Origin of the sequence: Pseudomonas sp. D4-21, assembly GCF_051132125.1 — a bacterium.
Lineage (GTDB): Bacteria > Pseudomonadota > Gammaproteobacteria > Pseudomonadales > Pseudomonadaceae > Aquipseudomonas.
The window spans coordinates 4,243,824-4,267,122 of sequence record NZ_CP071664.1 but is presented as its reverse complement, the minus strand read 5'-3'; the positions used below and the strand labels follow the sequence as shown (position 1 = coordinate 4,267,122).

The following is a 23,299-nucleotide window of genomic DNA, read 5'->3' as shown; positions in this document are numbered from 1 at the left end:
GGAGTTGAACATGCGTACTTCCGTACGTGTCGCCGTCACGTTGAGCGTGGTGGCCCTGGCGATCTTCGCCGGTTTTCATTTGTGGCAGTACTACATGCTCACGCCCTGGACCCGGGACGCGCGAATCCGTGCCGACGTGGTGGTGATCGCCCCAGACGTCTCGGGTTGGGTGCGCGAGCTCAGGGCCGTGGACAACCAGCACGTCAAGGCGGGGGATTTGTTGCTGAGTATCGATCGCGAGCGTTTCGAGGCCGCGGTGGAGAAGGCCCGCGCGGTAGTGCAGACCCGCCAGCAGCAGTTGAGCCTGCGCGAACACGAAGCCAGCCGTCGAGCGGCCCTGGGACCCCAGGCCATCAGCGCCGAATTGCGCGAGAACGCCCAGATCAATGCCGGCATCGCCCGTGGCGAGCTACGCGAGGCCCAGGCCGAGGCCAAGGTCGCGGAGCTGAACCTGGCTCGCAGCCAGGTCCTGGCCCCACGCAGCGGCCACGTCACCAACCTGCGCCTGGCCGAAGGCAACTATGTGAACGCCGGGCAACCGGTCATGGCGTTGGTCGATGATTCGACGTTCTACGTGCAAGCTTACTTCGAGGAAACCAAGTTGCCGCGCATTCGCGTCGGCGATCCGGTCAAGGTCTGGTTGATGAGCGCCGGCCATGCGCTGGACGGCCATGTGGAAAGCATCAGTCGAGGCATCACCGACCGCAACACCAACCCCGATGCGCAACTGCTGGCAGAGGTCGAGCCGACCTTCAACTGGGTGCGCCTGGCCCAGCGGATCCCGGTGCGGATCAAGTTGGACAAGGTGCCGGAAGGGGTGAGCCTGAGTGCCGGGATGACAGCGAGTGTGCAGGTGCAGGACGAACAGCGATAGCCGCTGCGCCGCGCACCCCGTGGCGAGGGAGCTTGCTCCCGCTCGGCTGCGAAGCAGTCGCAAAACGAACGTTGCGTTGTTCAGGTTGGACGCGCAAGCCTTTTCCAAGGGGCGCTTCGCACCCCAGCGGGAGCAAGCTCCCTCGCCACGGGAGTGTCGAGTCGCATCAGCCGATGCTGATTGCCGGCAACTCGGGCAAGGTCACGGTCTGCTGCTTGCGCGGCGCCAGGATCTCCGCTTCGCCGTCCACCACCAACTCATCGCGCTGGTTGAACACGCGCGTGGCGATACGCACGCGGAATTTCGGCAGCTTTTCCAGGATCTCCAGGCGCACGGTCAGGGTATCGCCAATCTTCACCGGCTTCTGGAAACTCATCTGCTGGCCGATATAGATGGTCCCCGGCCCAGGCAACTCACAGGCCACTGCCGCGCTGATCAGCGCACCGCTGAACATGCCGTGGGCGATGCGTTCCTTGAACATGCTGGCGGCGGCGAATTCGGCGTCCAGGTGTACCGGGTTGTGATCGCCGGACATGGCGGCGAACAGCAGGATGTCGCGCTCTTCGACGGTCTTGCTGTAGCTGGCGGTCTGGCCGACTTCGAGGGCTTCGTAAGGGATGTTGGTAACCTGGGTCATGTCTGGATCCTGTGACGTGTAGAGAAAAAACGCTGCAAACCTACTCGCTGCGTGGTGGTCGCTGGTGGCTTAGCGTCTGGGCAATCCAGGCCAGCACATCGGCGGTCACCTCATCGCGGTTAGTTTCGTTGAACAGTTCGTGCCGAGCCTGCGGATAGATCTTCAGTTGCAAACGTTGGTTGCCGGCGTCGCGCAGGGCATCGGCCAGATCTCTCAGACGCTTGCCTTCGCTCACCGGATCACATTCACCGCCAATCACCAGCAGCGGCAGCCCTGGATCGATCTGCGCGAGATTGGACGCTTTGCTGATCTGCTGCAACCCGCCGAGCAGGTCGATCCACAGTTGATTGGTGCAACGAAAGCCGCACAGCGGGTCGCGAATGTATTTGTCGACTTCGCCGGGGTCGCGGTTGAGCCAGTCGAAGGGCGTGCGGGTCGGTTTGAACTTTTTATTGAAGCTGCCAAATGAGAGCCATTCGATCAGGGCGCTACGCCCAGTGGCGCCCTGCCGCCTGCGTTCGAAGCGGGCGATTAGCCGCGCCGCGCGGTAAAGCGCCACGGGTTGGAAGTTCGAACCGCTGAGGATGGCCCCGTGCAGGCTGGCGCTGTGGTGCAACAAATAGCCCTGTGCGATATAGCTGCCCATGCTGTGCCCCAGCAGCAGGATTGGTGTTTCTGGATGTTGCTGGCCGATGTGATGGTTCAGGCTTGCCAGGTCGCCCACAACCTTGGCCCAGCCGTCCTGGTCGGCAAAATGACCCAGGATCGCTTCTTCGCCGGTCTTGCCGTGGCCACGTTGGTCCGGCGCGTAGACGCCGTAGCCTTCATCGCACAACGCCTGGGCCAGGCGCCCATAGCGGCCACTGTGTTCCGCCATGCCGTGAGCCAGCATGATCACCGCCAGCGGGGCGGTTTCGGGTAGCCATTGGTTGACGAGCAAGCGGCTGTGATCGGTCGCGGTCAGCCAGAACGTTTGGTGGATCATGGCGGTTCCTTGCACAAAGTCAGACGCAGCGTCGCTGCATTGTATAGCGCATCCGTTGCGCCAGGCGATTCAGCAAGATTCACACAATCTATGACGCAAGTTGCCATATTTGCCTGATTGGCCATAGCTGCTAGTGTCCCATGAGCTCCGCCTGTGCAAGCGATACGCAAGCGGTTACCGGATATGTTCAGGTAAAGAGGACAAAAACAATGCAGCCTGATTTCTGGAATGACAAACGCCCGGCCGGCGTGCCCTCGGACATCGACCTGAGTGCCTACAAGTCAGTCGTCGAGGTGTTCGAGCGTTCCTGCAAGAAATTTGCCGACCGTCCGGCGTACAGCAACATGGGGGTGACGATCACCTACGCCGAGTTGGAGCGTTACAGCGCGGCCTTCGCCGGTTACCTGCAAGCCAATACCGACCTGGCGCCGGGCGATCGTATCGCCGTGCAGATGCCCAATGTCCTGCAATACCCGATCGCGGTTTTTGGTGCCCTGCGCGCCGGGCTGGTGGTGGTCAACACCAATCCGCTGTACACCCCTCGGGAAATGCGTCACCAATTCAAGGACTCCGGCGCCCGGGCGCTGGTGTACATGAACCTGTTCGGGCAGAAAGTGCAGGAAGTGCTGCCCGACTCCGACCTGCAATACCTGATCGAGGCGAAGATGGGCGACCTGATGCCCACCGCCAAGGGCTGGCTGGTCAATACAGTCGTGAGCAAGGTCAAGAAAATGGTCCCGGCCTATTCGCTGCCCCAGGCCATTTCCTTCAAGAGCGCCTTGCGTTTGGGACGGGGCCAGGCCATCAATCCGCTCAATGTCAGCCTCGGGGACATTGCCGTGCTGCAATACACCGGCGGCACCACCGGCTTGGCCAAGGGCGCCATGCTGACCCACGGCAACCTGGTGGCCAACATGCAGCAGGCCCGCGCCTGCCTGGGGCAGATCGGCGACGACGGCAAGCCTTTGTTGCGCGAGGGCCAGGAGGTGATGATCGCACCGCTGCCGCTGTATCACATCTACGCCTTCACGGCGAACTGCATGTGCATGATGGTCACGGGCAACCACAACGTGCTGATCACCAATCCAAGGGACATCGGCGGTTTCATCAAGGAGCTGAAGAACTGGCGGTTTTCGTTGCTGCTGGGGCTCAACACGCTGTTCGTCGCGCTGATGGACCATCCGGATTTCAAGACGCTGGATTTCTCCAACCTCAAGGTCACCAACTCAGGCGGCACCGCGTTGGTCAAGGCCACCGCCGAACGTTGGAAGCAGTTGACCGGTTGCGGCATCACCGAGGGCTACGGCCTGACGGAAACCTCGCCAGTGGCCAGCGCCAACCCTTACGGTGGCAAGTCGCGCCTGGGCACGGTGGGGCTGCCGGTGCCGGGTACGCTGATGAAAGTCATCAGTGACGACGGTGTCGAGCTGCCCTTGGGCGAACGCGGCGAGCTGTGCATCAAGGGGCCGCAGATCATGAAGGGCTACTGGAACAAGCCCGAAGCGACCGCCGAAGTGCTCGACAGCGAGGGCTGGTTCAAGTCCGGAGATATCGCTGTGATCGACCCCGACGGGTTCGTGCGCATCGTTGATCGCAAGAAAGACATGATCATTGTCTCGGGCTTCAACGTGTACCCGAACGAAATCGAGGATGTGGTGATGGCCCACCCGAAAGTCGCCAGCTGCGCGGTCATCGGCGTGCCGGACGAACGTTCGGGGGAGGCGGTGAAACTGTTCGTCGTGGCCCGTGAGGCGGGCGTCAGCCTCGAAGAGCTCAAGGCGTACTGCAAGGAGAATTTCACCGGCTACAAGGTGCCCAAGCACATCGTGTTGCGGGAATCGCTGCCGATGACACCGGTGGGCAAGATCCTGCGCCGGGAGTTGCGCGATATCGCCTGAGGCCGGCGCGACAGACCCTTAGTGGGAGCGAGCTTGCTCGCGATGGCGGTGTATCGGTGCCAGAAAGATTGGCTGATACATCGTTATCGCGAGCAAGCTCGCTCCCACAGGTTTTATGGATTCGGGACAATTAAATAAGGCTTAGAATTTTTACTCTAAAAATGACCATTGAATGTTCTTGAGTCATATTTGTGACTGTAGGGGCCGCTTTTGGCTCTAGGCGACCCTTGGCAAAGCTGCTACTCTCGGCGCGCTTTTGTGACTTCTCGGCCGTTATCCAAGCCAGATTCACCAATAGACATACACCAATAATAATCGCATCAAATGCGGTGAGAATTCGCGTTGCTGAGGAGTGGGGCTTCCATGATTGAAAACTTTTGGAAGGATAAGTACCCAGCTGGGATTGCTGCCGACATCAATCCAGATGAGTATCCGAATATTCAGGCGGTGTTGAAGCATTCCTGCCAACGCTTCGCCGACAAGCCGGCATTCAGCAACCTCGGCAAGACCATCACCTACGGTGAGCTCTACGAATTGTCCGGTGCCTTTGCCGCGTACCTGCAACAGCATACCGATTTGCAGCCGGGCGATCGAATCGCCGTGCAACTGCCCAACGTCCTCCAGTACCCAGTGGCTGTGTTTGGCGCCATCCGCGCCGGACTGATCGTGGTCAATACCAACCCGCTCTACACCGCGCGGGAAATGGAGCATCAATTCAACGATTCCGGTGCCAAGGCACTGGTCTGCCTGGCTAACATGGCGCACCTTGCCGAAAGCGTGGTGCCCAAGACTGGCGTCAAGCACGTCATCGTCACCGAAGTGGCGGACTTGCTGCCGCCGCTCAAGCGCCTGTTGATCAACAGCGTGATCAAGTACGTCAAGAAGATGGTCCCGGCCTATCATTTGCCCAAGGCCATCAAGTTCAACGACGTCCTGAGCAAGGGCCACGGCCAGCCTGTGAACGAAGCGAGCCCCACCAGTGATGATGTGGCGGTGTTGCAATACACCGGCGGCACCACGGGCGTGGCCAAGGGCGCCATGCTGACCCACCGCAACCTGGTGGCGAACATGCTGCAATGCAAGGCGCTGATGGGTTCCAACCTCAATGAGGGCTGTGAAGTACTGATCACGCCGCTGCCGCTGTACCACATCTACGCGTTTACCTTCCATTGCATGGCGATGATGCTGATCGGCAACCACAACATCCTGATCAGTAACCCGCGCGATTTGTCGGCGATGGTCAAGGAGCTGTCGAAATGGAAGTTCAGCGGCTTCGTAGGGCTCAACACGTTGTTCGTGGCGCTGTGCAACAACGAAGCCTTCCGCAAGCTGGATTTCTCGGCGCTGAAGGTTACCCTGTCTGGCGGCATGGCTTTGCAGTTGGCGGCGGCGGAGCGTTGGAAAGCGGTCACCGGTTGCCCGATCTGCGAAGGCTACGGCATGACCGAGACGAGCCCGGTTGCCACGGTCAACCCGATCCAGAACATCCAGGTCGGCACCATCGGCATTCCGGTTCCGTCGACCTTGTGCAAGGTCATCAATGACGCGGGCGAAGAGTTGCCTTTGGGGGAAATCGGCGAATTGTGCGTCAAAGGCCCGCAGGTCATGAAGGGCTACTGGCAGCGCCAGGACGCCACCGACGAGATCCTCGACAGCGAAGGCTGGCTCAAGACCGGTGACATCGCCGTGATCCAGCCGGATGGCTACATGCGCATCGTCGATCGCAAGAAAGACATGATCCTGATCTCCGGTTTCAACGTTTACCCCAACGAGCTGGAAGACGTGCTGGCGGCCTTGCCGGGCGTGCTGCAATGCGCGGCCATCGGTGTACCTGACGAGAAATCCGGCGAGGCGATCAAGATATTCATCGTCGCGCGTCCGGGTGTCACGCTCACAAAGGAACAGGTGATGGAGCACATGCGCGCCAACGTCACCGGCTACAAGGTGCCCAAGTCCGTGGAGTTCCGCGATGCACTGCCGACCACCAACGTCGGCAAGATCCTGCGGCGTGAGTTGCGTGATGAAGAGCTCAGGAAGCTGGGGCTGAAAAAGTAACAACCCCACCAATGAAAAGCCCCGCTGATGCGGGGCTTTTTGTTGATCGAGTGGAGCGTTACAACCGAAACTGCGCAAAATCCAGATTGGTGCCGCCGGGCCGCATGTCTTGCAGGTACGAATCCTTGTCTGCGCTGAGCTCCAGGCTCAGGGCTGCCTTGCGTTTGCCCTGGTTGCGTACTTCCAGGCCTTCCATTTTTTCCCGCAGGAACACAGTGGGCACTTTCAGGTGCAAGAGTTCGTCGGTGGCAGGCGTGTGCAGCAGCAGGTGAATCCATTCGTACTGCCCAATGGCCAGGCGGGCCACCGGGATGTCGAACCAGAAGATGTTGCGGTTGCGGTTCAGTTCGCTGAAATGGCAGTTGTTGACGCCCAGGACGGCACCGCCCAGTTCCTGGTTCCTGCGGGCGATGGCCTGCTTTTTATCGAGTTTCATAACGTTCCTACGGGAATTGGAGCTTCAGGCGCAGCCTGAATACGTGGAGCATTCTCGGGTGTGGGTCGGCAAACATAAAGCGCAACCTGCATCTGACGATGAAATGCGCCGCTGAAAAAATGAAACTCCCTGCAAACGGCGTCGGTCAACCCCTATGTAATGACTTTTCTTACAGTTGTTCACAGGAGAAACATCATGGGAAGCACGAACGATAAAGTGAAGGGCGTTGCCAACGAAGCTGTCGGCAACATCAAGCAAGGTGTCGGCAAGGCCACCGACAATGACCGCATGCGCGCCGAGGGCGTGGTCCAGGAGAAAAAAGGTGAGGCCCAGCAAACCGCGGGCAAGGCCAAGGATGCAGTCAAGAAAGGCGTGGACGAGGCATAACCGGCCTGTAAAAAAGCGATTGGAACGGCCATCCGCGGGTGGCCGTTATCATGTCGGCTCGAACTTGCACCGGGGAAATTGTTCCAAAGTCGCCAAACAGGTTACTTTTGTCACGGATAGCAGCCCCGTGAGTCGCCAGGCGACCTTCCTCTTTTGCGGCGAAAGGAGACGCACATGATGTTCCCGGCCTTGAAAGGCTTGCCCCTGCATCGCGTGATGATGCGCACGGTGACCGAGTTTCTCGACGACGAGATGTCGACCTACGCCTCCGCACTGGCTTACCAGATGCTGTTTTCGCTGTTTCCCTTCATTCTTTTCCTCATCGCGCTGATCGGCTTCCTGCACCTGCCGGATTTCTTTTCCTGGCTGCGCCTGCAATCGGAACTGGTGCTGCCGCCCCAGGCGCTGGAGCAGGTCAACCCGGTGATCGACCAGCTCCAGCAATCCAAGGGCGGCTTGCTCTCGGTGGGTATCGTCATTGCGCTGTGGACCGCGTCGGCTGGCGTGCGGCTGATGATGAGCGCCATGAACGCGGCGTACGACGTGGTCGAGGGGCGCCCGGCCTGGAAGCGCTTTCCGCTGTCGATTCTTTATACGGTCGGTATCGCCGGCATGCTGTTGGTCGCCGCGGCCTTGATGGTACTGGGCCCGCAAGTGATGGGTTGGATTGCCTCGCAGATCGGGCTGGAGGAGTTCATCGTCACCGTCTGGACCCTGGCGCGCTGGCCGGTCATCGTGTTTTTGCTGATGGTGGCAGTGGCGCTGATCTATTACGTGATGCCTGACGTCAAACAGGAGTTCCGCTTCATCACGCCGGGCTCGGTTTTGGCGGTGGTGGTGTGGATCATCGCGTCCCTGGGTTTTGCGTTCTATGTGAAGACCTTCGCCGACTACAACGCCATGTATGGCAGTATCGGCGCGATCATCGTGTTGTTGCTGTATTTCTATATCTCTGCGGCGGTGTTGCTACTCGGCGCCGAGATGAATGCGGTCATCGAACACATGTCCGCCGAAGGCAAGGACACCGGTGAAAAGACCCCGGGCGAGCACGAGAAACAGCATGTGTCGGGCCTGGGGCGCGACCATTCCGTTGCTCATACCCCTACAGACGAAGCCCGACCATGATCCGCGAAATCCTGAAGATGGGCGACGAACGCCTGCTGCGCATCGCCCCGCCGTTGCCGCCGGAAATGTTCGACAGCGCCGAGTTGTGGCAACTGATCGACGACATGTTCCAGACCATGGAAAGCGTCGGCGGCGTCGGCCTGGCGGCGCCGCAGATCGGCGTGGACCTGCAACTGGTGATCTTTGGCTTCGAGCACAGCGAGCGCTATCCCGATGCCGAAGCGGTGCCGCAGACGATCCTGATCAATCCTTTGATCACGCCGCTGAGTCCGTTGATGGAAGAAGGCTTCGAAGGTTGCCTGTCGGTGCCAGGCTTGCGCGGCGCGGTGGATCGTTACCAGCATATTCGTTACGAAGGTTTCGACCCCAAGGGCGAGCCGATCATGCGCACCGCCTCGGGCTTTCATGCCCGGGTGGTCCAGCATGAGTGCGATCACTTGATCGGCCGCTTGTATCCGTCGCGCATCACTGATTTCAGTAAGTTCGGGTTTACCGAAGTGATGTTTCCGGATCTGGACCCTATGGCTGACGACTAGCTAAAACCGACACAAAAAAATTGTGGGAGCGAGCTTGCTCGCGATTGCGGTATTTCAGTCAACTCACCTGTTGAATTCAGTCCGCGATCGCGAGCAGACTCACTCCCACAATGAACTGTGTTCGGCGTCAGGAGAGTATGTTGGGCTCCAACCCCATCGCAATCATCGGCTTGCTGCGCGCATACCGGCTCAGCCTTTCAGCCATCGCATAGGGCAGTTCGGGGTCGAAGCTGAAGCCCCGTCGTTCATAAAACCCGCGCAAGTCCGGGTGACAGAACAGCCACACCGGTTCATCCAGCCCCTTCACCGCTTCTGCGATCAGTCGCGCGGCGACGCCTTGTACGCGGTGCGCCGGGTCGACGAACAATCCCGTCAACCAATGCCCGCCCGAAACCGGTCGAAGGCACAGCGCCGCGACGATGTCTTCGCGCCGTGCTACCCACAGCTGGGCGTCGCGCACGGCTTTCATCGAGGATTGGTGGGCGCGGTAGAACTTGTTCATCAACGGCCACAGAGGCTCGTCGAGACGTGTGTAGTGGAAGTCGGGCATGGCGAGGGCGGAGAGGGCAGGGGAGATGGGCGATTATAAGGGAACAAACAATGCGCCGGGACATCTCCGGCGCCTGTCTGCAAGGTCTACAGCGAGGCGAGGAACATGTCCGTGGCCGGATTCTTCTCATCCGTCCGGCTTTCCTGGGCTTTTTCCACCTGCGCCATCGCGGCCTTGTCCTGCATGCGCTGGGCAATTTCCTCGCCGACCGCCCGTTGCTTCTCGGGCGGCATCTGCGCGTACTCTTCTTCAGTGATGCCCATTTCCTCAAGAATGCTGTCACGCAAGCGTTCTTCAGGCGTCTTGCTCATGTATTCCTTGAACTCCGTCATGGCAGAGCTGCGTGCTTTCTTCGCCTCGTCGGCGGCTGACGAAGCGACGGTCTGCAGTTGCACGCGGGTCTTGGCGAAGGCCTCGTCGACGTTGTCGCTGATGGCGGTGGCGGCGTTGACCTGCTGCGTGGCTTGCCGGGTGATGGATTCCTGGACCTGGGTGCTGCCCTGGTTGGCCTGGGCCTGGACGTTGTCACGCAGCGATTGCAGGGCGGCGCTTTGCAAGCCGCTGGCGGCTTCGGCGGTCGGGTCTTCGCCGGGGCGTTTGAGGGGCAGGTTTATCGCTTGTTGTTTTACGCTGACCAACATGATGTGTACCCGTAGGTAATGGCTGAGCGATGGTGGGAGCAATTACCATGCCGTCGCGCAAGGCCCCGTTTTTCAAGGGCTACAGGCGAAACGCACAGCGCGGTGCGGCCAATCCTTGCCGTTCGTCGGCATGGATCGACCGCAGGGTGGCGGGGCGCTCAGGTGCTTTCGCGAATCTTGAGTTCGAAACCCAGGTCGACGACCGGCTGGGCGATGCGGTTGCCGGCCATCAACGTGAGCATCTGTTCGGCGGCGCGCCGGCCGATTTCTTCTCGCGGGGTGCTGATGCTGCTCAAGCGCGGGACCATGTGGGCCGAAGCGGGCAGGTCGTTGAAGCCCAGTATCGAAACCTGTTCGGGAATCCTGATGCCGCAGCGCAACGCTTCGAGCAGGGCGCCGTGGGCCAGGTCGTCGTTGCCGAAGAAAATCGCGTCGACGTCTGGATGGCTGGCCAGCAATTGCAGGAACAATTCGCCGCCCAGGCCCACCGACGACGGGCGAGGGGTCAGCACTTCCAGGTCAGGGTCGTAGAGCCCGGCCTTCTGGAGGGCGCGACGAAAGCCTTCGCCGCGCAGCAACGTGCGTTGGTCCAGTTGCGCGCCGATGTAGGCCAGGCGCTTGCGGCCTCGGGAGATCAAATGCTCGGCGGCGGTCTCGCCGGCCTGGAGCTGGGAGAATCCCACGCAGTTGAGGCCGGCGCCCGGATCCAGTTCCATCATGTACACGCAGGGGATATTGCTGGCCTCGATCATGCGCCGGGCGCTTTCGGTCCGGTCGAATCCGGTCAGCAACAGACCGCGCGGCTGATAGGCCATGTAATTGCGCAGCAGGTCTTCTTCTTCGTCCCGGGAATAATGGTAGTTGCCGATCACCACTTCGAATCCCTTGGGCCGCAAGACGCGATGGATGGCTTCCAGGGTGTCGATGAACAACAGGTTGGACAGTGACGGCACCAGTACCACCACTGAATGGCTCTGGGCCGAAGCCAAGGCCCGGGCCGCGGGATTGACGACGTAATTGAGTTCCAGGGCGGCCTGGCGGACCTTGTCCACCAGTTCGACGGCCACGGTGCTGACGCCGCGCAGGGCACGGGAGGCGGTGATCGGGCTGACCCCGGCCAGGCGGGCGACTTCATTGAGCGTGGGGCGACCGGTGGTGCGAGTATTCTTATCGTTTTTAGGGGCGGTCATCAGGGCGGCTTGCCAAACAAAAATCAAGGCACTAAGGTAGCGCTGTCTCGGCGCGGCTGCAAATGCGTTGACAGGGTTTGCCTGATCCCTGTCCCGTGGGTGTCGTGGACGAACATGCTGCAACCACAAAAATGACAAGAAGGCGTCGGCAACTTCTGCTTTTGCTGCGGTGTCATAACTGGCAAAGGTAGCGCTGTCTGCGCGCTGAGGTGTTACATGAATAATCCAATCACCGCCCTGGTCATCATGGGCGTTGCCGGTTGCGGCAAAACTTGCGTCAGCCAGGCCCTGTGCCAACTGAGCGGCGCCACCGCCATCGAAGGCGACACGTTCCACCCCGCGGCCAACATTCAGAAGATGAGCGCCGGTATTCCCTTGACTGACGACGACCGTGCCGGCTGGCTCGACAGCCTGTGCGACGAGTTGCGTCGTGTCGACGGCACGGGCGAGCGCCCGGTGCTGACCTGCTCGGCCCTCAAGCACAGCTATCGCGAGCGCCTACGCAGCGCCCTGCCGGGCCTGGGCTTCGTATTCCTTGAATTGACCCCCGAAGTGGCTGCCGATCGTGTCTCCCACCGTCCGGGCCATTTCATGCCGTCGACCCTGATCGACAGCCAGTTTGCCACCCTCGAATCCCCTGTTGGCGAGCCCCTGACCCTGGCTCTGGATGCGTCCAGCCACAGCATCGATGAATTGGCCCGCCAGGCCTACGTCTGGTGGCTGGCCCACGGTTTGAAACTCGCCGGCTGAGTTTCGAAAAATATGCGTCAGAAAGATAGCGCTGTCCCGACGGCCCATAAATAACTGCTTCAATAACAACAACAAATCAGGAGACACCTCCCATGTTCGGCATGTCCCACGAGACGTTTCTACTGCTTGATGCAGTGGTCACGGTGATCGGACTCATCGTCCTTATCACCAAGTTCAAATTCCACCCGTTCATTGCGCTGACCATCGCCGCCGCGTTCCTCGGCCTGACGTCGGGCATGCCGACCGGCACCATCATCAAGGCGTTCCAGGACGGCTTCGGTGGCGTGCTCGGTTTTGTCGGCATCATCCTGGCGCTGGGCACGATGCTCGGAAAAATGATGGCTGAATCGGGCGGGGCCGATCAGATCGCCCAGACGCTGATCCGTGCCTTCGGCAAGGAAAAGGTGCAGTGGGCGATGATGTTCGCCGCGTTCCTGGTGGGCATCCCGCTGTTCTTCGAAATCGGCTTCGTGTTGCTGATTCCGTTGGTGTTCATCGTGGCGCGCCGCACCGGCGTGTCGATTATCAAGATTGGTATCCCGCTGCTGGCCGGCCTCTCCGCGGTCCACGGCCTGGTGCCGCCGCACCCGGGGCCACTGCTGGCGATCGGCATCTTCGGCGCCGACATCGGCAAGACCATTCTTTATGGCCTGATCGTCGCGCTGCCGACCGCTATCATTGCCGGCCCGATCTTCGGTACCTTCATCGCCAAGCACATCCCCGGGCATCCAAATCAGGAACTGGTGGACCAACTGGCCCGTGAGACGAACGCCGCCGAGCTGCCAAGCTTCAGCATCACCCTGATCACCGTGCTCTCGCCGGTGTTCCTGATGCTGCTCAAGACGTTCGCTGATGTGGCGCTGCCGGATGGCAACCTCTTCCGCGTCTGGATGGACATGATCGGCCACCCGATCTCGGCGCTGTTGTTGGCGTTGCTGCTATCGCTTTACACCTTCGGCTACAAACAGGGGATCGGTTCCAGCCAGATGTTGAAATGGCTCGACGCGAGCCTGGCCCCGACCGCCGCGATCATCCTGATCATCGGTGCTGGTGGTGGCTTCAAGCAGATGCTGGTGACCAGCGGTGTGGGCGATGTGATCGGTCACATGGCGGTGAGTGCGCAGATTTCGCCGATCCTGCTGGCGTGGCTGGTGGCGGCGGTGATCCGTATCGCCACAGGCTCAGCGACCGTGGCAACCATTACCGGTGCCGGGATCGTGGTGCCTGTCGTGGGGATGATGCCGGGCGTGAACCGTGAGCTGCTGGTGCTGGCGACCGGCGCCGGTTCGCTGATCCTGTCCCACGTCAACGATGCGGGTTTCTGGCTGGTCAAGCAGTACTTCAACATGACCGTGGCCGAGACTTTCAAGACCTGGACCGCGATGGAAACCATTCTGTCCGTGGTGGGCTTGATCTTCATCCTGCTGCTGTCGCTGGTGATCTAAGAACACCTTGGACTAACTGTGGCAAGGGAGCTTGCTCCCGCTGGGCCGCGAAGCGGCCCCAATCCAGTCAACTCCGTCTCATGGAGTGAGGCGACCGGTTTGCGACTGCTTCGCAGTCGAGCGGGAGCAAGCTCCCTCGCCACATAGAGGTTGTGGTTGGCCGTCAGGCTTGTTTGCCAGCCAACCCATCCGCCCGGAACATCCCACGGATCCCCCGCACCGCCTGGCGAATCCGGTCCTGGTTCTCGATCAGCGCAAAGCGCACGTGATCATCCCCATATTCCCCGAACCCCACCCCCGGCGAGACGCAGACCTTGGCTTCGGCCAGCAGCTTCTTGGCAAACTCCAGTGAGCCCAGGTGCGCATAGGCTTCGGGGATCTTGGCCCAGACGTACATCGACGCCTTCGGGTTTTCCACCATCCACCCCAGCTCGTGCAGGCCCTTGACCAGCACATTGCGGCGCTGGCGGTACTGCTCGGCAATGTCGCGCACGCATTGCTGGTCGCCTTCGAGGGCGGCGATGGCGGCCACTTGCAGCGGGGTGAAGGTGCCGTAGTCGTGGTAGCTCTTGATCCGCGCCAGGGCGCTGACCAGTTCCGGGTTGCCGACCATGAAACCGATGCGCCAGCCGGCCATGTTGTAGCTCTTGGACAGGGTGAAGAACTCCACCGCGATGTCTTTGGCCCCTGGCACTTGCATGATCGACGGCGCTTTCCAGCCGTCATACACGATGTCGGCGTACGCCAGGTCGTGGATCACCAGCACGTCGTATTGCTTGGCGAGGGCGATGACCCGTTCGAAAAAATCGAGCTCCACGCATTGCGCGGTCGGGTTGGACGGGAAGCCGAGGATCATCATCTTCGGCTTGGGGATCGAACCGCGAATGGCCCGCTCCAGCTCATCGAAGAAATCCACGCCGGGCACCAGCGGCACCGAACGCACCTGGGCGCCGGCGATCACCGCGCCGTAGATGTGGATCGGATAGCTGGGGTTGGGCACCAGCACCGTGTCGCCCTGGTCCAGGGTCGCCAGCATCAGGTGCGCGAGGCCTTCCTTGGAACCGATGGTGACGATGGCTTCGCTTTCCGGGTCGATGTCCACCTCGTAGCGGTCCTTGTACCAGCGCGAAATGGCGCGGCGCAGGCGCGGGATGCCTTTGGACGTGGAGTAGCCGTGAGTGTCTTCACGCTGGGCGACGGTGACCAACTTCTCCACGATATGTGGGGGCGTGGCGCCATCGGGGTTACCCATGCTCAAGTCGATGATGTCTTCGCCGCGCCGACGCGCAGCCATCTTCAGCTCGGCAGTGATATTGAATACGTACGGGGGGAGTCGATCGATGCGCGCAAAGCGGCGCGGCGAACCTTGTTCGGCCATTGTTGCCTCGAGATACGTGAGCGCCCGGAACCGTCCGAGCGACGTTGGCCACTGCGGTGGCCTGCGGCGCAAGATAATCGGGCGGATGTCGAATTGTCCAGTAGCCGCGCCGAACTATTTTCGACGACACTGTCGCCCTGGCTGCGGCGCCCCCGAAAGGCCCCGCAGGCGGCTGAACACGCCTATCCAATCCTGATGGAACGAATCATGGAATTTTCCAGCGGCTTCCTGCTGAGTCTTTCGCTGTGCCTGGACATTGGCGTGGCCAACATCGCGATGATCACGCTGGCGATGCAACGCGGCTATTTCCAAGGCTTCGCCTTGGGCCTGGGCACGTGCGTGGGCGACCTGGTCTATGCAGTCCTGGCGCTGGCCGGGATGACCGTTTTGCTGCAATACGAACCGGTGCGTTGGGCGCTGTGGATTGGCGGCTCGGTGCTGCTCTTGTATTTCGCGGCGAAAATGGTTCATTCGGCGATCTATCACAACGCGGTGCTGGCTGAGGCGGGCGAGAATCGGGCCAACTCGCCGCGCCAGGAATTTTTTCGCGGGATTTTCCTCGCCATGTCATCGCCCAGCGCCATTCTCTGGTTCGCCGCAGTGGGCGGAACGCTCATCGCCCGCTCGGGTGGCGGCACCGTGCTCAGCTCGGCCTTGTTCCTGGGCGGATTCCTCAGCGCCGGGCTGCTTTGGAGCGCTGGCCTGTGCCTGGCAGCGACCCAGGGCGGGAAAATGCTAGGCGATAAGTTGCTGCGGTACTCCTATTGGGCATCGGCGGCGATCTTCTGTTATTTCGCGGTCTACGTGATCGTTTCTGGTTATAACGAGTTTGTAGGAACGGTAAACGCCCCCAGCTTGCCGGGACTTTAACAAGCGAAACGGCCTGGCAATTACGGTTTGGCTTCTATACTGCCAAACCCGACTTCAAGTTTTCGGAGTGTTGAGCAATGGAAACGCAAAAACGCGCTAACGCAGCCGAGCCGCGCTTCGAGCAGGGACGCTTTCAGCTCATCGCCGGTTTCGGCGCGCGTTTTACCCAGGAAACCGCCCAGGACATCCCGCAGCTCTGGGAAAAATTCCTGCCTTGGCTCGGCAAGGTGCCCGGACAGAAAGACGAGGTAACGTACGGGGTGTGCTGCAACCCGGACGGCCAGGGCGGCTTCGAGTACATCGCTGGCGTGGAAATCAGCCGGCTCGACGACCTACCCGAACAATACCGCTGGATCGAGATCCAGCCCGGGTCCTACGCGGTCTTCGAGCACAAAGGGCCGCTCAAGGATCTGCCGGATACGTTCCAATACATCTGGAAAGAATGGCTGCCCCAATCGGGCCATCAGGCGGCGGATGAACCGGAGTTTGAGCGCTACAGTGAAGATTTCAATCCCCGGACCGGCGAAGGCCACCTGGAAATCTGGATACCGCTCAAGCCGAGTTGATCACCTCGGGTCCCCGTGGAAGCGAGCTTGCTCGCGATAGCAGCGGATCAGCCAACGTCGACGTCGACCGATATGCCCTCATCGCGAGCAAGCTCGCCGCCAGACTTTGCAGCTATTGATCGTTGGCCCTGTTTGTCAAAACACCAACCCCATCCGCCGCTCATAACCGATGCGGCCTTTGTAGGCTTCGCCACTGTCGACCCAGCCCAGTCGGGTGTAGAGGCCGATGGCCGAGTGGTTGTCAGCATCGACGGAGAGCTCCAATCCCCTGATTTCCGGCCAGGCCGCGCGGGCCGCGGCGGGTAGCGCTTGCAGGCACGCCTTGCCATAGCCTTTGCCCTGGGCGCGGTGGTCAACTTGCAACGCGTGCAGGGTCGCGCTGTGTTCGTTGGCCCAGGCCGGCAGCACGGGCGGGCGCTTGAGCAGCAGGAACGCCACGGGCACCTCGTCGTCCAACAAGGCGAAGCCCTTGACCCCTGGGCCGGGCTTGGACAGCAGTGTGTGCAGCGCGCCGTGGATGTCGCCAGAGAACTTGATTTGGTCGGGGTAAATCTCGATGGATTCGACCTGTTGCCGTTGCAGTGGGGTCAGGTCTTCATAGGGTACGAGCTGAGCAGTCACGAAAACGTCCGTTGTTTGTCGACAGAATGGACCTTGGATTCTAGCGAAATTTTTTCTTTGGATTATTTTTGTTTAGCTGTCGATTTGCCGTTTCTCCAAACGACAAAGGGTGTCTCTAACAAAAACCTGCGGAGAATCACCATGAATACCCAAGCTGCCGATACCGAGATCCAGACCCTGATCGATACTTATCGCCAAGCGGTCATGGCCAAGGATGTAGAAAAGGTCATGGCGCTTTATGACGATGGCATCGTTTCGTTCGACGCCATCCAGGCCTTGCAATTCAAGGGCAAGGTCGCCTACCGGGCGCACTGGGAGGCTTGCATGGAAATGTGCCCCGGCCCGCACAAGTTCGATTTTCACCAGGTGCAGATCAACGCAGCCGATGACATTGCGTTTGCCCACTGGCTGGCTTATTGCGGTGGCACCAACGATAAGGGCGAGGAGCAGGCCTGCTGGATGCGCGTGACGGCCTGCTACAAACGTTCGGCCGGGCAGTGGAAAATCGTCCACGAGCATTGGTCCGCGCCGTTCGATCCCATGGCCGGGACGGCGATTTTCGATTTGCAGCCCTGAGCGGCTGCGGTTCGCTTCTGCCATCCTTGTCGATCAGCCGATCACGGAGCTCTCCATGAAGTATTTATGCCTGGTGTATAGCAACGAAAAGGTCCTGCACAACTCGCCGGACAGTCCCGAGGACGCCGAATGCATGGCCTACGCCGAATCAGTCCAGGGCAGTGGCCGGATGGTCGCGGCCGAAGCCCTGGAGTCGGTGCAGACCGCCACCACGGTGCGCATGCGCGGCGGCAAGCTGTCCATCACCGATGGCCCGTTCGCCGAAACCAAGGAGCAATTGGCGGGCTTCTACTTGATCGACGCCAAGGACCTGAACGAAGCCATCCAGGTCGCCGGCCACATACCGGCGGCCCGGGTCGGCTGTGTCGAGGTTCGACCGGTACGTCAATTGAATCCTTGAAAACGATGATCAACAGGATTGCTTCCATGAACCTTGAGCTTGTTTCTTCCATGCGATCCATCAGCCCAGTGACCAGGGGGCTGTCCGGCTGATGTCGGCCGAAGTGGTCAAGGCGCGGGTCGAGCAGGTCTACCGGCAGGACTCGCGGCGGATCCTGGCGACCCTGATTCGCCTGCTGGGAGACTTCGACCTCGCTGAAGAGGCTATGCACGAGGCCTTTTTCATCGCGGTGGAGCGCTGGCAGCGCGACGGAGTGCCGGACAATCCGCGAGCCTGGCTTGTATCGGCGGGGCGGTTCAAGGCGATTGACGGCCTGCGCCGGCGGGCGCGCTTCGCGGCATCCCAACCGATGCTGATTGCGCAGCTCGAGGAGCTGGAGCAGGCCGATTGGAGTGACGAGGACGTGGAAGACGATCGCCTGCGGCTGATTTTCACCTGCTGCCACCCCGCGCTGGCGGCTGACGCCCAAGTGCCGTTGACCCTGCGAGAAGTGTGCGACCTGACGACCGAGGAGATCGCCCACGCATTTCTCGCGGCGCCGGCGACCATCGCCCAGCGCATCGTGCGGGCCAAGGCGAAGATCCGTGATGCACGAATTCCTTACCAGGTGCCGTCCCGCACCGAATTGCCTGAACGCCTCGACAGCGTCCTGCGCGTGATCTACCTGGTGTTCAACGAAGGGTACTCGGCGTCGATGGGCGCCGAGTTGACCCGGGAAGACCTGACCCGCGAAGCCATACGCCTGGCACGCCTGTTGATGGAGCTGTTGCCCGAAGCCGAAGTAATGGGGTTGCTGGCATTGATGCTGTTGCACGAATCGCGGCGGCCGGCGCGGACTTCCATGACCGGTGAGCTGGTCTTGCTGGATGAACAGGACCGGTCGCTGTGGGACCAGGCAATGATTGCCGAAGGCTGCGCCATGGTCGAGGCGGCGCTCAATACCCGGCGGTTCGGACCGTATTGCCTGCAAGCGGCGATCGCTGCGGTGCACGCCGAAGCGCCGACAGCGCAGCAAACCGACTGGCCGCAGATCGTCGGCCTCTACGATGTGCTGCTGCGTGCCGTGCCATCGCCGGTCATCGAACTCAACCGCGCGGCCGCCTTGGCCAAGCGCGACGGGCCGCAGGCTGGGCTGAGCCTGATCGATGGAATACTGGGTAGGGGTGAATTGACCGACTATCACCTGGCCCATTCGGCGCGGGCGGAGTTTTGTCGGCAGTTGGGACGGGTGGAGGAGGCGAGGGCGGCGTACCGTCGTGCGCTGGCGTTGACGCAGCAGTTGCCGGAGCGGCGGTTTATCGAAGCCAGGCTTGCCGGCTTGCACTGATGGCACGAGCAGGCCCGTGGCGAGGGAGCTTGCTCCCGCTGGGGCGCGAAGCGGCCCCCTGCGATGTGTCGGCTATATGAAGGAGCTGCTGCGTCGGCAAATCCTGCATCACTGCGCTTGACCCACCGCCTTCGCGAGCAGGCTCGCTCCCACAAGGGAGGTTATCGCACGCATGGAATTCATGTATCCAGAAACCAACGTGGGAGCGAGCTTGCTCGCGATGGGGGTGGCCCAGCCAACATCATGGTTGGCTGGTAGACCCCATCGCGAGCAAGCTCGCTCCCACGGGTTTATCGGTGACCGAACCGGCGTTGATCAGAACTCGTGATCAGCGCTGTCCGGGTTCAGGTCGCTGATGCCCAGCTTGCCTGCGGCCTGTTCGATCGAACCGGTCTGCTTGACCAGGGCGGCAATGGCGTCGCGCACGACCTGGTTGCCCGCGGTGTTGCCAGCGGCGATCAGTTGGTCGTAGTGCTCACCCTTGTTGGCGTGATCCACCATGACCTGGATCTTCGCTTCGGTATCGGCCAGGTCGGCCTTGAGCGCGGTGTCGGCGGCCGGGTCGGCCTTCGCCACCAGGGACGACAGGCTGGCACCGGTCATCTTGGTGCCGTCTACGCGTGTGTATTCACCCAAGTAAACGTTACGCACGCCCTTGGCATCGTAGAAATGCGAGTTGTGGGTGTTGTCGCTGAAGCAATCCTGTTCGTCTTCCGGGGAGTTGGCTTCCAGGGAGACTTTCATGCGCTCGCCCGCCAGTTCACCCAGGGACAGGCTGCCCATGCCGAACAGCATCTTGCGCAGGCCGGTTTCGGCAGGCTCGGCTTCCAGGGTGGCGCGATAGTTGTCGGCTACGTTCGGCTTCCAGTTGCCGACCATTTCCTGCAGGTCGTTGACCAGCAGCTGGGTGACGGACTTCAGGTAGGCGCGACGACGATCGTTGTGGCCGCCCGTGGCGCCGGCGCCTTCCAGGTAATCCGAGGCCGGGCGATTGCCAGCGCCAGGGCCGGTGCCGTTGAGGTCCTGGCCCCACAGCAGGAATTCGATGGCGTGGTAGCCGGTGGCGACGTTGGCCTCGGAACCGCCCAGCTCGTTCAGGCTGGCGAGTTTTTCCGGGGTGATGTCCTTGACGTCGACCTTGTCTTCGCCGACCTGGACCTCGGTGTTGCCAATGATATTGGCGGTGGCGCCCGGGTTACCCAAGGCATGCTCGTAGGATTTGTCGACGTAGTCGATCAAGCCCTCGTCCAGGGGCCATGCGTTCAACTGACCTTCCCAGTCGTCGATGATGGTGTTGCCGAAGCGGAACACTTCGCTCTGCAGGTATGGCACGCGTGCGGCGACCCAGGCAGCCTTGGCGGCTTTCAGGGTGTCGGCGTTCGGCTTGGCCAGGAAGGCATCGACGGCGGTCTGCAGGTTTTTCGCGGTGGATTCGGCATCGCTGTAGACGGCGTAGACGATGTCGGCGTAGTGCGCGACAACAGCCTTGGCGGCGGCTTCATCGATCTTGCCAGCGGTAGCGGGGGCAGCCGGTGCAGCGGTGCTGGCGGCCGGCGTTGGCGCTTGCGGCGCGGCGGCCTTGTCTTTGCCTTCGCCGCAACCGGCGAGGGAAATAGCAATGGCCAACAGACTGGCGGTAGCCAGAGGCATACGAATCATGGCGAACATCCTGCTTCGGTGATGAATGGGACAGGCGCGAGGGCGCGCAAAACTGCGACATAATGCGAAAGATTTGCATTATGTGTAAAGGGTTGTGCCTGTAAATATTTCTTATTCACTCGAGCGGATCGCTGTCTTTCGACGACGTCCGTAAGAAATTTCCGATGACGGGGCCGGCGAGGATCAGACGATGGAAGCCTTGATGCGCTCCGCCTGCTTCAGGTAAAGGCCCAACTCCCGCGCGGGCAGGGGTTTGCTGTAGTAGTAACCCTGGCCTTCATGGCAGCCCTCGGAAATGATGTACGCCTCCTGCTCGATAGTCTCGACACCTTCGGCAATGACCTGCATACCCAGGCTCTTGCCCAGTTGGATGATGGCGCGAACGATTGTTGCATCGTCTTCGTCATCGAGCAGGTCCTGGACGAAGCTCTTGTCGATCTTGATCTTGTCCAGCGGCAGGCTCTTGAGATAACTCAGCGATGAGTAGCCAGTGCCGAAATCGTCAATGGCGATCAGCGCGCCGGAACGGCGCAGGCTCAGCAAATGCTGGGCAGCGGTGGTGATGTCCTCCATCAGGCCGGTCTCGGTGACTTCCAGCTCCAGGCTGCGCGGCGGCAGGCGGTACATCTGCAGGAAGTTGTTCACCACCCTGGGCAGCTCGGCGTGGTGCAGCTGCACGGTGGACAGGTTGACCGCCATGCGCAGGTCGACGAAGCCCTGGTCATGCCAGTCCCGCAGCTGCTTGCAAGCCTGGTCCAGGACCCATTCGCCGATCGCGATGATCGTGCCGTTCTGCTCGGCCAGAGGAATGAACAGGTCTGGCGGCACGAAACCGTGTTCGGGATGGTTCCAGCGAATCAGCGCTTCGGTGCCCACCACGCGCAGGTCGCGATAGCTGATCTGCGGCTGGTACACCAGGGTGAACTGCTCGCGCGACAGGGCTTCGCGCAGGTCCTTTTCCAATTCGCGACGGCGGCGCATCTCGCTGTCGACGCTGGCAATGTAGAACTGATAACGATTGCGCGAGCGGGTCTTGGCCAGGGTCATGGTCTGCTCGGCTTTTTGCAGCAGCTTTTCGGTGCTGTCGCCGTCTTCAGGAAACAAGGTGATGCCAATGGTCGCCCTCAGGCGGATCTCCTGGTCGTCCAGCGCGAACGGCGCTTCCAGGTCGTCAAGAATGCTCTGGGCCAGTTCGGCGGCTTCATAGGGTTGCTCGATATCGGCCTGGACCAGCGCAAACTGGTCGCCGCCCAGTCGCGCCAATGCGCCGAGGCGTCCGCTGTGGGCGCGCAGCCGATCGGCCAGGGCAAGCAGCAGCTGGTCACCGGTCTGGTAGCTGAACTGTTCGTTGATGCTCTTGAAATCATCCAGCCCCACGCACAGCACCGCGACGCGACGTTGCAGACGTCCGGCATCCACGAGGATCTTGTCCAGTTGCTGTTGCAGTTGCTGGCGATTGGGCAGGCCGGTCAGGAAATCGTACTGGGCCATGCGCAGCAGGCTGTTTTCAGCCTCGTGGCGCAGGTGGGTGTTGCGCTCGATGGAGGCCAGCAATTGATTGGCGGTGTTGATCCACAGGCCCAGTTCGTTGTGCTCGTGACCCCTTAGCTGCGGGATCTTGTGGGCACTGGGGCGGTCCGGGTTAATTTCGGTCAGGTGCTGGATGATTCGCGACAGCGGCTTGGTCAACAGCCAGTGGTAGACCAGATACAGCACCAGGCCCATGGCCAGAGCCCGCAGCATTCCGGAAATGAAGATGATGACCGAACTGACGATAAAGCCCTGGCCATAGGTGGCGGTGTCGAGCGTGATGCTCAGGTCGCCATAATATTCACTGTAGGGGCCGCGGCCCACCAGTTGCGTGGTGAAGGTCCGCTCCTGGCCCAGTATCAGGTCGGTCAGCCAGCGGCTTTCATACTTCTGCAGAGGCCGGGTTTTTTCGGCCAGCATGGTTTCGCGCGGATGCCCGATGGACGCCATGCGCACGGCTTCATCCTGGAACAGGCCTTCGATCACCTGCATGCCCATCTCGCGGTCCAGGCTATAGACCGCCTGGGTGGACGGATCGCGGAACATATCGAGGATGCGCTGGGCGTCGTCGGCGACGGCCCGGTTGGTTTTGTAGGCGTCGAATACGATCTGGGCGCAGCTTAAAACCATGCCAACGATCAACGCCGAGAGGAGCACGACCCGGAGCAACTTCACAGACAAGCTGTTTTTGAGTTCCAGCTTCAAAGAGGGATTCCTTGTTCCGTGCGGGTAGCGTCAAGATGCCATGAGTATTGGCAATCCTGTGATGTCAGTCAAAGGGACAATCAAACACAAGGGATTTCGCCTGAAACCTGGCCGTTATACGGTGTTTGCAGAGTGATGACTCTACGACCATTGTTTCG

At 60.9% G+C, this 23,299-nt stretch carries 23 protein-coding genes; 13 read left to right on the top strand and 10 right to left on the bottom strand.

The genetic code is table 11. The features are described 5' to 3' along the window. The first annotated feature begins 10 nt into the window (after nt 1-10). Nucleotides 11-874 carry an efflux RND transporter periplasmic adaptor subunit gene (locus J3Q04_RS19025; protein WP_420764407.1) on the top strand — a complete coding sequence of 288 codons (864 nt, stop codon included), beginning with the start codon at nt 11-13 and terminating at the stop codon, nt 872-874. A gap of 166 nt (nt 875-1,040) precedes the next feature. Here J3Q04_RS19025 and J3Q04_RS19020 read toward each other — a convergent pair whose 3' ends face one another. Together J3Q04_RS19020 and J3Q04_RS19015 are read right to left on the bottom strand one after the other, a co-directional pair. Beyond that, nucleotides 1,041-1,511, bottom strand: coding sequence for a MaoC family dehydratase (locus J3Q04_RS19020; RefSeq protein WP_434609984.1), 471 nt, complete (start codon nt 1,509-1,511; stop codon nt 1,041-1,043). A 40-nt stretch (nt 1,512-1,551) separates the two neighbouring features. Then, complete coding sequence (locus J3Q04_RS19015) at nt 1,552-2,496, bottom strand: lysophospholipase (RefSeq protein ID WP_434609986.1); 945 nt, start codon at nt 2,494-2,496, stop codon at nt 1,552-1,554. 209 nt (nt 2,497-2,705) lie between these two features. Here J3Q04_RS19015 and fadD2 point away from each other — a divergent pair, with 209 nt between their 5' ends. Next, nucleotides 2,706-4,394, top strand: a complete 1,689-nt coding sequence (gene fadD2, locus J3Q04_RS19010; protein WP_434609988.1) for a long-chain-fatty-acid--CoA ligase FadD2 — start codon at nt 2,706-2,708, stop codon at nt 4,392-4,394. 363 nt (nt 4,395-4,757) lie between these two features. After that, nucleotides 4,758-6,449, top strand: a complete 1,692-nt coding sequence (fadD1, locus tag J3Q04_RS19005; protein ID WP_420764411.1) for a long-chain-fatty-acid--CoA ligase FadD1 — start codon at nt 4,758-4,760, stop codon at nt 6,447-6,449. A gap of 58 nt (nt 6,450-6,507) precedes the next feature. Here the strand turns inward: fadD1 and J3Q04_RS19000 are convergent, their stop codons facing one another. Then, entirely contained in the window at nt 6,508-6,885 is a 378-nt protein-coding gene (locus tag J3Q04_RS19000) for a hypothetical protein (RefSeq protein WP_030139341.1), read from the bottom strand. 195 nt (nt 6,886-7,080) lie between these two features. Here J3Q04_RS19000 and J3Q04_RS18995 point away from each other — a divergent pair, with 195 nt between their 5' ends. From J3Q04_RS18995 to def, 3 genes are all read left to right on the top strand, one after another. Then, nucleotides 7,081-7,272 (top strand): CsbD family protein, encoded by a 192-nt coding sequence (locus J3Q04_RS18995; protein WP_420764412.1) that lies wholly within the window; start codon nt 7,081-7,083, stop codon nt 7,270-7,272. 174 nt (nt 7,273-7,446) lie between these two features. Next, nucleotides 7,447-8,397: a YihY/virulence factor BrkB family protein gene (locus J3Q04_RS18990; protein WP_420764413.1), complete on the top strand. Its 951-nt coding sequence runs from the start codon at nt 7,447-7,449 to the stop codon at nt 8,395-8,397. Beyond that, nucleotides 8,394-8,933, top strand: coding sequence for a peptide deformylase (gene def, locus J3Q04_RS18985; RefSeq protein ID WP_434562684.1), 540 nt, complete (start codon nt 8,394-8,396; stop codon nt 8,931-8,933). Before J3Q04_RS18990 ends, def begins: the two co-directional genes overlap by 4 nt. A gap of 127 nt (nt 8,934-9,060) precedes the next feature. Here def and J3Q04_RS18980 read toward each other — a convergent pair whose 3' ends face one another. The 3 genes from J3Q04_RS18980 to J3Q04_RS18970 all read right to left on the bottom strand — a co-directional run bounded on the left by J3Q04_RS18980 (nt 9,061) and on the right by J3Q04_RS18970 (nt 11,314). Then, on the bottom strand, nt 9,061-9,483 hold the full coding sequence (locus J3Q04_RS18980; protein ID WP_434609992.1) for a GNAT family N-acetyltransferase: 423 nt from the start codon (nt 9,481-9,483) through the stop codon (nt 9,061-9,063). 86 nt (nt 9,484-9,569) lie between these two features. After that, nucleotides 9,570-10,124, bottom strand: a complete 555-nt coding sequence (locus tag J3Q04_RS18975) for a hypothetical protein (protein WP_434562688.1) — start codon at nt 10,122-10,124, stop codon at nt 9,570-9,572. 158 nt (nt 10,125-10,282) lie between these two features. Further along, the gene (locus J3Q04_RS18970; RefSeq protein WP_420764417.1) at nt 10,283-11,314 is read right to left on the bottom strand and encodes a LacI family DNA-binding transcriptional regulator; all 1,032 of its coding nucleotides are present in this window, start codon (nt 11,312-11,314) and stop codon (nt 10,283-10,285) included. Between the two features lie 216 nt (nt 11,315-11,530). Here J3Q04_RS18970 and J3Q04_RS18965 point away from each other — a divergent pair, with 216 nt between their 5' ends. Both J3Q04_RS18965 and J3Q04_RS18960 read left to right on the top strand, forming a co-directional pair. After that, on the top strand, nt 11,531-12,064 hold the full coding sequence (locus J3Q04_RS18965; RefSeq protein WP_420764418.1) for a gluconokinase: 534 nt from the start codon (nt 11,531-11,533) through the stop codon (nt 12,062-12,064). A 92-nt stretch (nt 12,065-12,156) separates the two neighbouring features. Then, a complete protein-coding gene (locus J3Q04_RS18960; protein ID WP_305496305.1) occupies nt 12,157-13,509 on the top strand; it encodes a GntP family permease in 1,353 nt (450 codons plus the stop codon). Nucleotides 13,510-13,672: 163 nt separating this feature from the next. Here J3Q04_RS18960 and alaC read toward each other — a convergent pair whose 3' ends face one another. Further along, nucleotides 13,673-14,887, bottom strand: coding sequence for an alanine transaminase (gene alaC / locus J3Q04_RS18955; RefSeq protein WP_305496304.1), 1,215 nt, complete (start codon nt 14,885-14,887; stop codon nt 13,673-13,675). Nucleotides 14,888-15,094: 207 nt separating this feature from the next. Here alaC and J3Q04_RS18950 point away from each other — a divergent pair, with 207 nt between their 5' ends. Together J3Q04_RS18950 and J3Q04_RS18945 are read left to right on the top strand one after the other, a co-directional pair. Continuing rightward, nucleotides 15,095-15,757 carry a LysE family translocator gene (locus tag J3Q04_RS18950; protein WP_434609996.1) on the top strand — a complete coding sequence of 221 codons (663 nt, stop codon included), beginning with the start codon at nt 15,095-15,097 and terminating at the stop codon, nt 15,755-15,757. Nucleotides 15,758-15,834: 77 nt separating this feature from the next. Next, the gene (locus J3Q04_RS18945) at nt 15,835-16,323 is read left to right on the top strand and encodes a GyrI-like domain-containing protein (protein ID WP_420764420.1); all 489 of its coding nucleotides are present in this window, start codon (nt 15,835-15,837) and stop codon (nt 16,321-16,323) included. Between the two features lie 135 nt (nt 16,324-16,458). On the opposite strand, the gene J3Q04_RS18940 is transcribed toward J3Q04_RS18945, so the two are convergent. Further along, the gene (locus J3Q04_RS18940) at nt 16,459-16,944 is read right to left on the bottom strand and encodes a GNAT family N-acetyltransferase (RefSeq protein ID WP_434562698.1); all 486 of its coding nucleotides are present in this window, start codon (nt 16,942-16,944) and stop codon (nt 16,459-16,461) included. Nucleotides 16,945-17,085: 141 nt separating this feature from the next. Between J3Q04_RS18940 and J3Q04_RS18935 the strand changes: the two genes are divergently transcribed. The 3 genes from J3Q04_RS18935 to J3Q04_RS18925 all read left to right on the top strand — a co-directional run bounded on the left by J3Q04_RS18935 (nt 17,086) and on the right by J3Q04_RS18925 (nt 19,247). Further along, nucleotides 17,086-17,520 carry a YybH family protein gene (locus J3Q04_RS18935; protein WP_420764422.1) on the top strand — a complete coding sequence of 145 codons (435 nt, stop codon included), beginning with the start codon at nt 17,086-17,088 and terminating at the stop codon, nt 17,518-17,520. Nucleotides 17,521-17,575: 55 nt separating this feature from the next. Continuing rightward, nucleotides 17,576-17,920, top strand: a complete 345-nt coding sequence (locus J3Q04_RS18930) for a YciI family protein (RefSeq protein ID WP_434609999.1) — start codon at nt 17,576-17,578, stop codon at nt 17,918-17,920. Between the two features lie 91 nt (nt 17,921-18,011). Further along, entirely contained in the window at nt 18,012-19,247 is a 1,236-nt protein-coding gene (locus J3Q04_RS18925) for an RNA polymerase sigma factor (protein WP_434610002.1), read from the top strand. Between the two features lie 315 nt (nt 19,248-19,562). On the opposite strand, the gene J3Q04_RS18920 is transcribed toward J3Q04_RS18925, so the two are convergent. After that, nucleotides 19,563-20,906 (bottom strand): imelysin family protein, encoded by a 1,344-nt coding sequence (locus J3Q04_RS18920; protein WP_434610003.1) that lies wholly within the window; start codon nt 20,904-20,906, stop codon nt 19,563-19,565. Nucleotides 20,907-21,089: 183 nt separating this feature from the next. Further along, nucleotides 21,090-23,141: a putative bifunctional diguanylate cyclase/phosphodiesterase gene (locus tag J3Q04_RS18915; protein WP_434610005.1), complete on the bottom strand. Its 2,052-nt coding sequence runs from the start codon at nt 23,139-23,141 to the stop codon at nt 21,090-21,092. Nucleotides 23,142-23,299: the final 158 nt, after the last annotated feature.

What these genes read in the sequence shown, in the direction of transcription:
- J3Q04_RS19025 (WP_420764407.1), top strand. Translation starts at nt 11, where the DNA reads ATGCGTACTTCCGTACGTGTCGCCGTCACGTTGAGCGTGGTGGCCCTG.
- J3Q04_RS19020 (WP_434609984.1), bottom strand. Translation starts at nt 1,511, where the DNA reads ATGACCCAGGTTACCAACATCCCTTACGAAGCCCTCGAAGTCGGCCAG.
- J3Q04_RS19015 (WP_434609986.1), bottom strand. Translation starts at nt 2,496, where the DNA reads ATGATCCACCAAACGTTCTGGCTGACCGCGACCGATCACAGCCGCTTG.
- fadD2 (WP_434609988.1), top strand. Translation starts at nt 2,706, where the DNA reads ATGCAGCCTGATTTCTGGAATGACAAACGCCCGGCCGGCGTGCCCTCG.
- fadD1 (WP_420764411.1), top strand. Translation starts at nt 4,758, where the DNA reads ATGATTGAAAACTTTTGGAAGGATAAGTACCCAGCTGGGATTGCTGCC.
- J3Q04_RS19000 (WP_030139341.1), bottom strand. Translation starts at nt 6,885, where the DNA reads ATGAAACTCGATAAAAAGCAGGCCATCGCCCGCAGGAACCAGGAACTG.
- J3Q04_RS18995 (WP_420764412.1), top strand. Translation starts at nt 7,081, where the DNA reads ATGGGAAGCACGAACGATAAAGTGAAGGGCGTTGCCAACGAAGCTGTC.
- J3Q04_RS18990 (WP_420764413.1), top strand. Translation starts at nt 7,447, where the DNA reads ATGATGTTCCCGGCCTTGAAAGGCTTGCCCCTGCATCGCGTGATGATG.
- def (WP_434562684.1), top strand. Translation starts at nt 8,394, where the DNA reads ATGATCCGCGAAATCCTGAAGATGGGCGACGAACGCCTGCTGCGCATC.
- J3Q04_RS18980 (WP_434609992.1), bottom strand. Translation starts at nt 9,483, where the DNA reads ATGCCCGACTTCCACTACACACGTCTCGACGAGCCTCTGTGGCCGTTG.
- J3Q04_RS18975 (WP_434562688.1), bottom strand. Translation starts at nt 10,124, where the DNA reads ATGTTGGTCAGCGTAAAACAACAAGCGATAAACCTGCCCCTCAAACGC.
- J3Q04_RS18970 (WP_420764417.1), bottom strand. Translation starts at nt 11,314, where the DNA reads ATGACCGCCCCTAAAAACGATAAGAATACTCGCACCACCGGTCGCCCC.
- J3Q04_RS18965 (WP_420764418.1), top strand. Translation starts at nt 11,531, where the DNA reads ATGAATAATCCAATCACCGCCCTGGTCATCATGGGCGTTGCCGGTTGC.
- J3Q04_RS18960 (WP_305496305.1), top strand. Translation starts at nt 12,157, where the DNA reads ATGTTCGGCATGTCCCACGAGACGTTTCTACTGCTTGATGCAGTGGTC.
- alaC (WP_305496304.1), bottom strand. Translation starts at nt 14,887, where the DNA reads ATGGCCGAACAAGGTTCGCCGCGCCGCTTTGCGCGCATCGATCGACTC.
- J3Q04_RS18950 (WP_434609996.1), top strand. Translation starts at nt 15,095, where the DNA reads ATGGAATTTTCCAGCGGCTTCCTGCTGAGTCTTTCGCTGTGCCTGGAC.
- J3Q04_RS18945 (WP_420764420.1), top strand. Translation starts at nt 15,835, where the DNA reads ATGGAAACGCAAAAACGCGCTAACGCAGCCGAGCCGCGCTTCGAGCAG.
- J3Q04_RS18935 (WP_420764422.1), top strand. Translation starts at nt 17,086, where the DNA reads ATGAATACCCAAGCTGCCGATACCGAGATCCAGACCCTGATCGATACT.
- J3Q04_RS18930 (WP_434609999.1), top strand. Translation starts at nt 17,576, where the DNA reads ATGAAGTATTTATGCCTGGTGTATAGCAACGAAAAGGTCCTGCACAAC.
- J3Q04_RS18925 (WP_434610002.1), top strand. Translation starts at nt 18,012, where the DNA reads ATGTCGGCCGAAGTGGTCAAGGCGCGGGTCGAGCAGGTCTACCGGCAG.
- J3Q04_RS18920 (WP_434610003.1), bottom strand. Translation starts at nt 20,906, where the DNA reads ATGATTCGTATGCCTCTGGCTACCGCCAGTCTGTTGGCCATTGCTATT.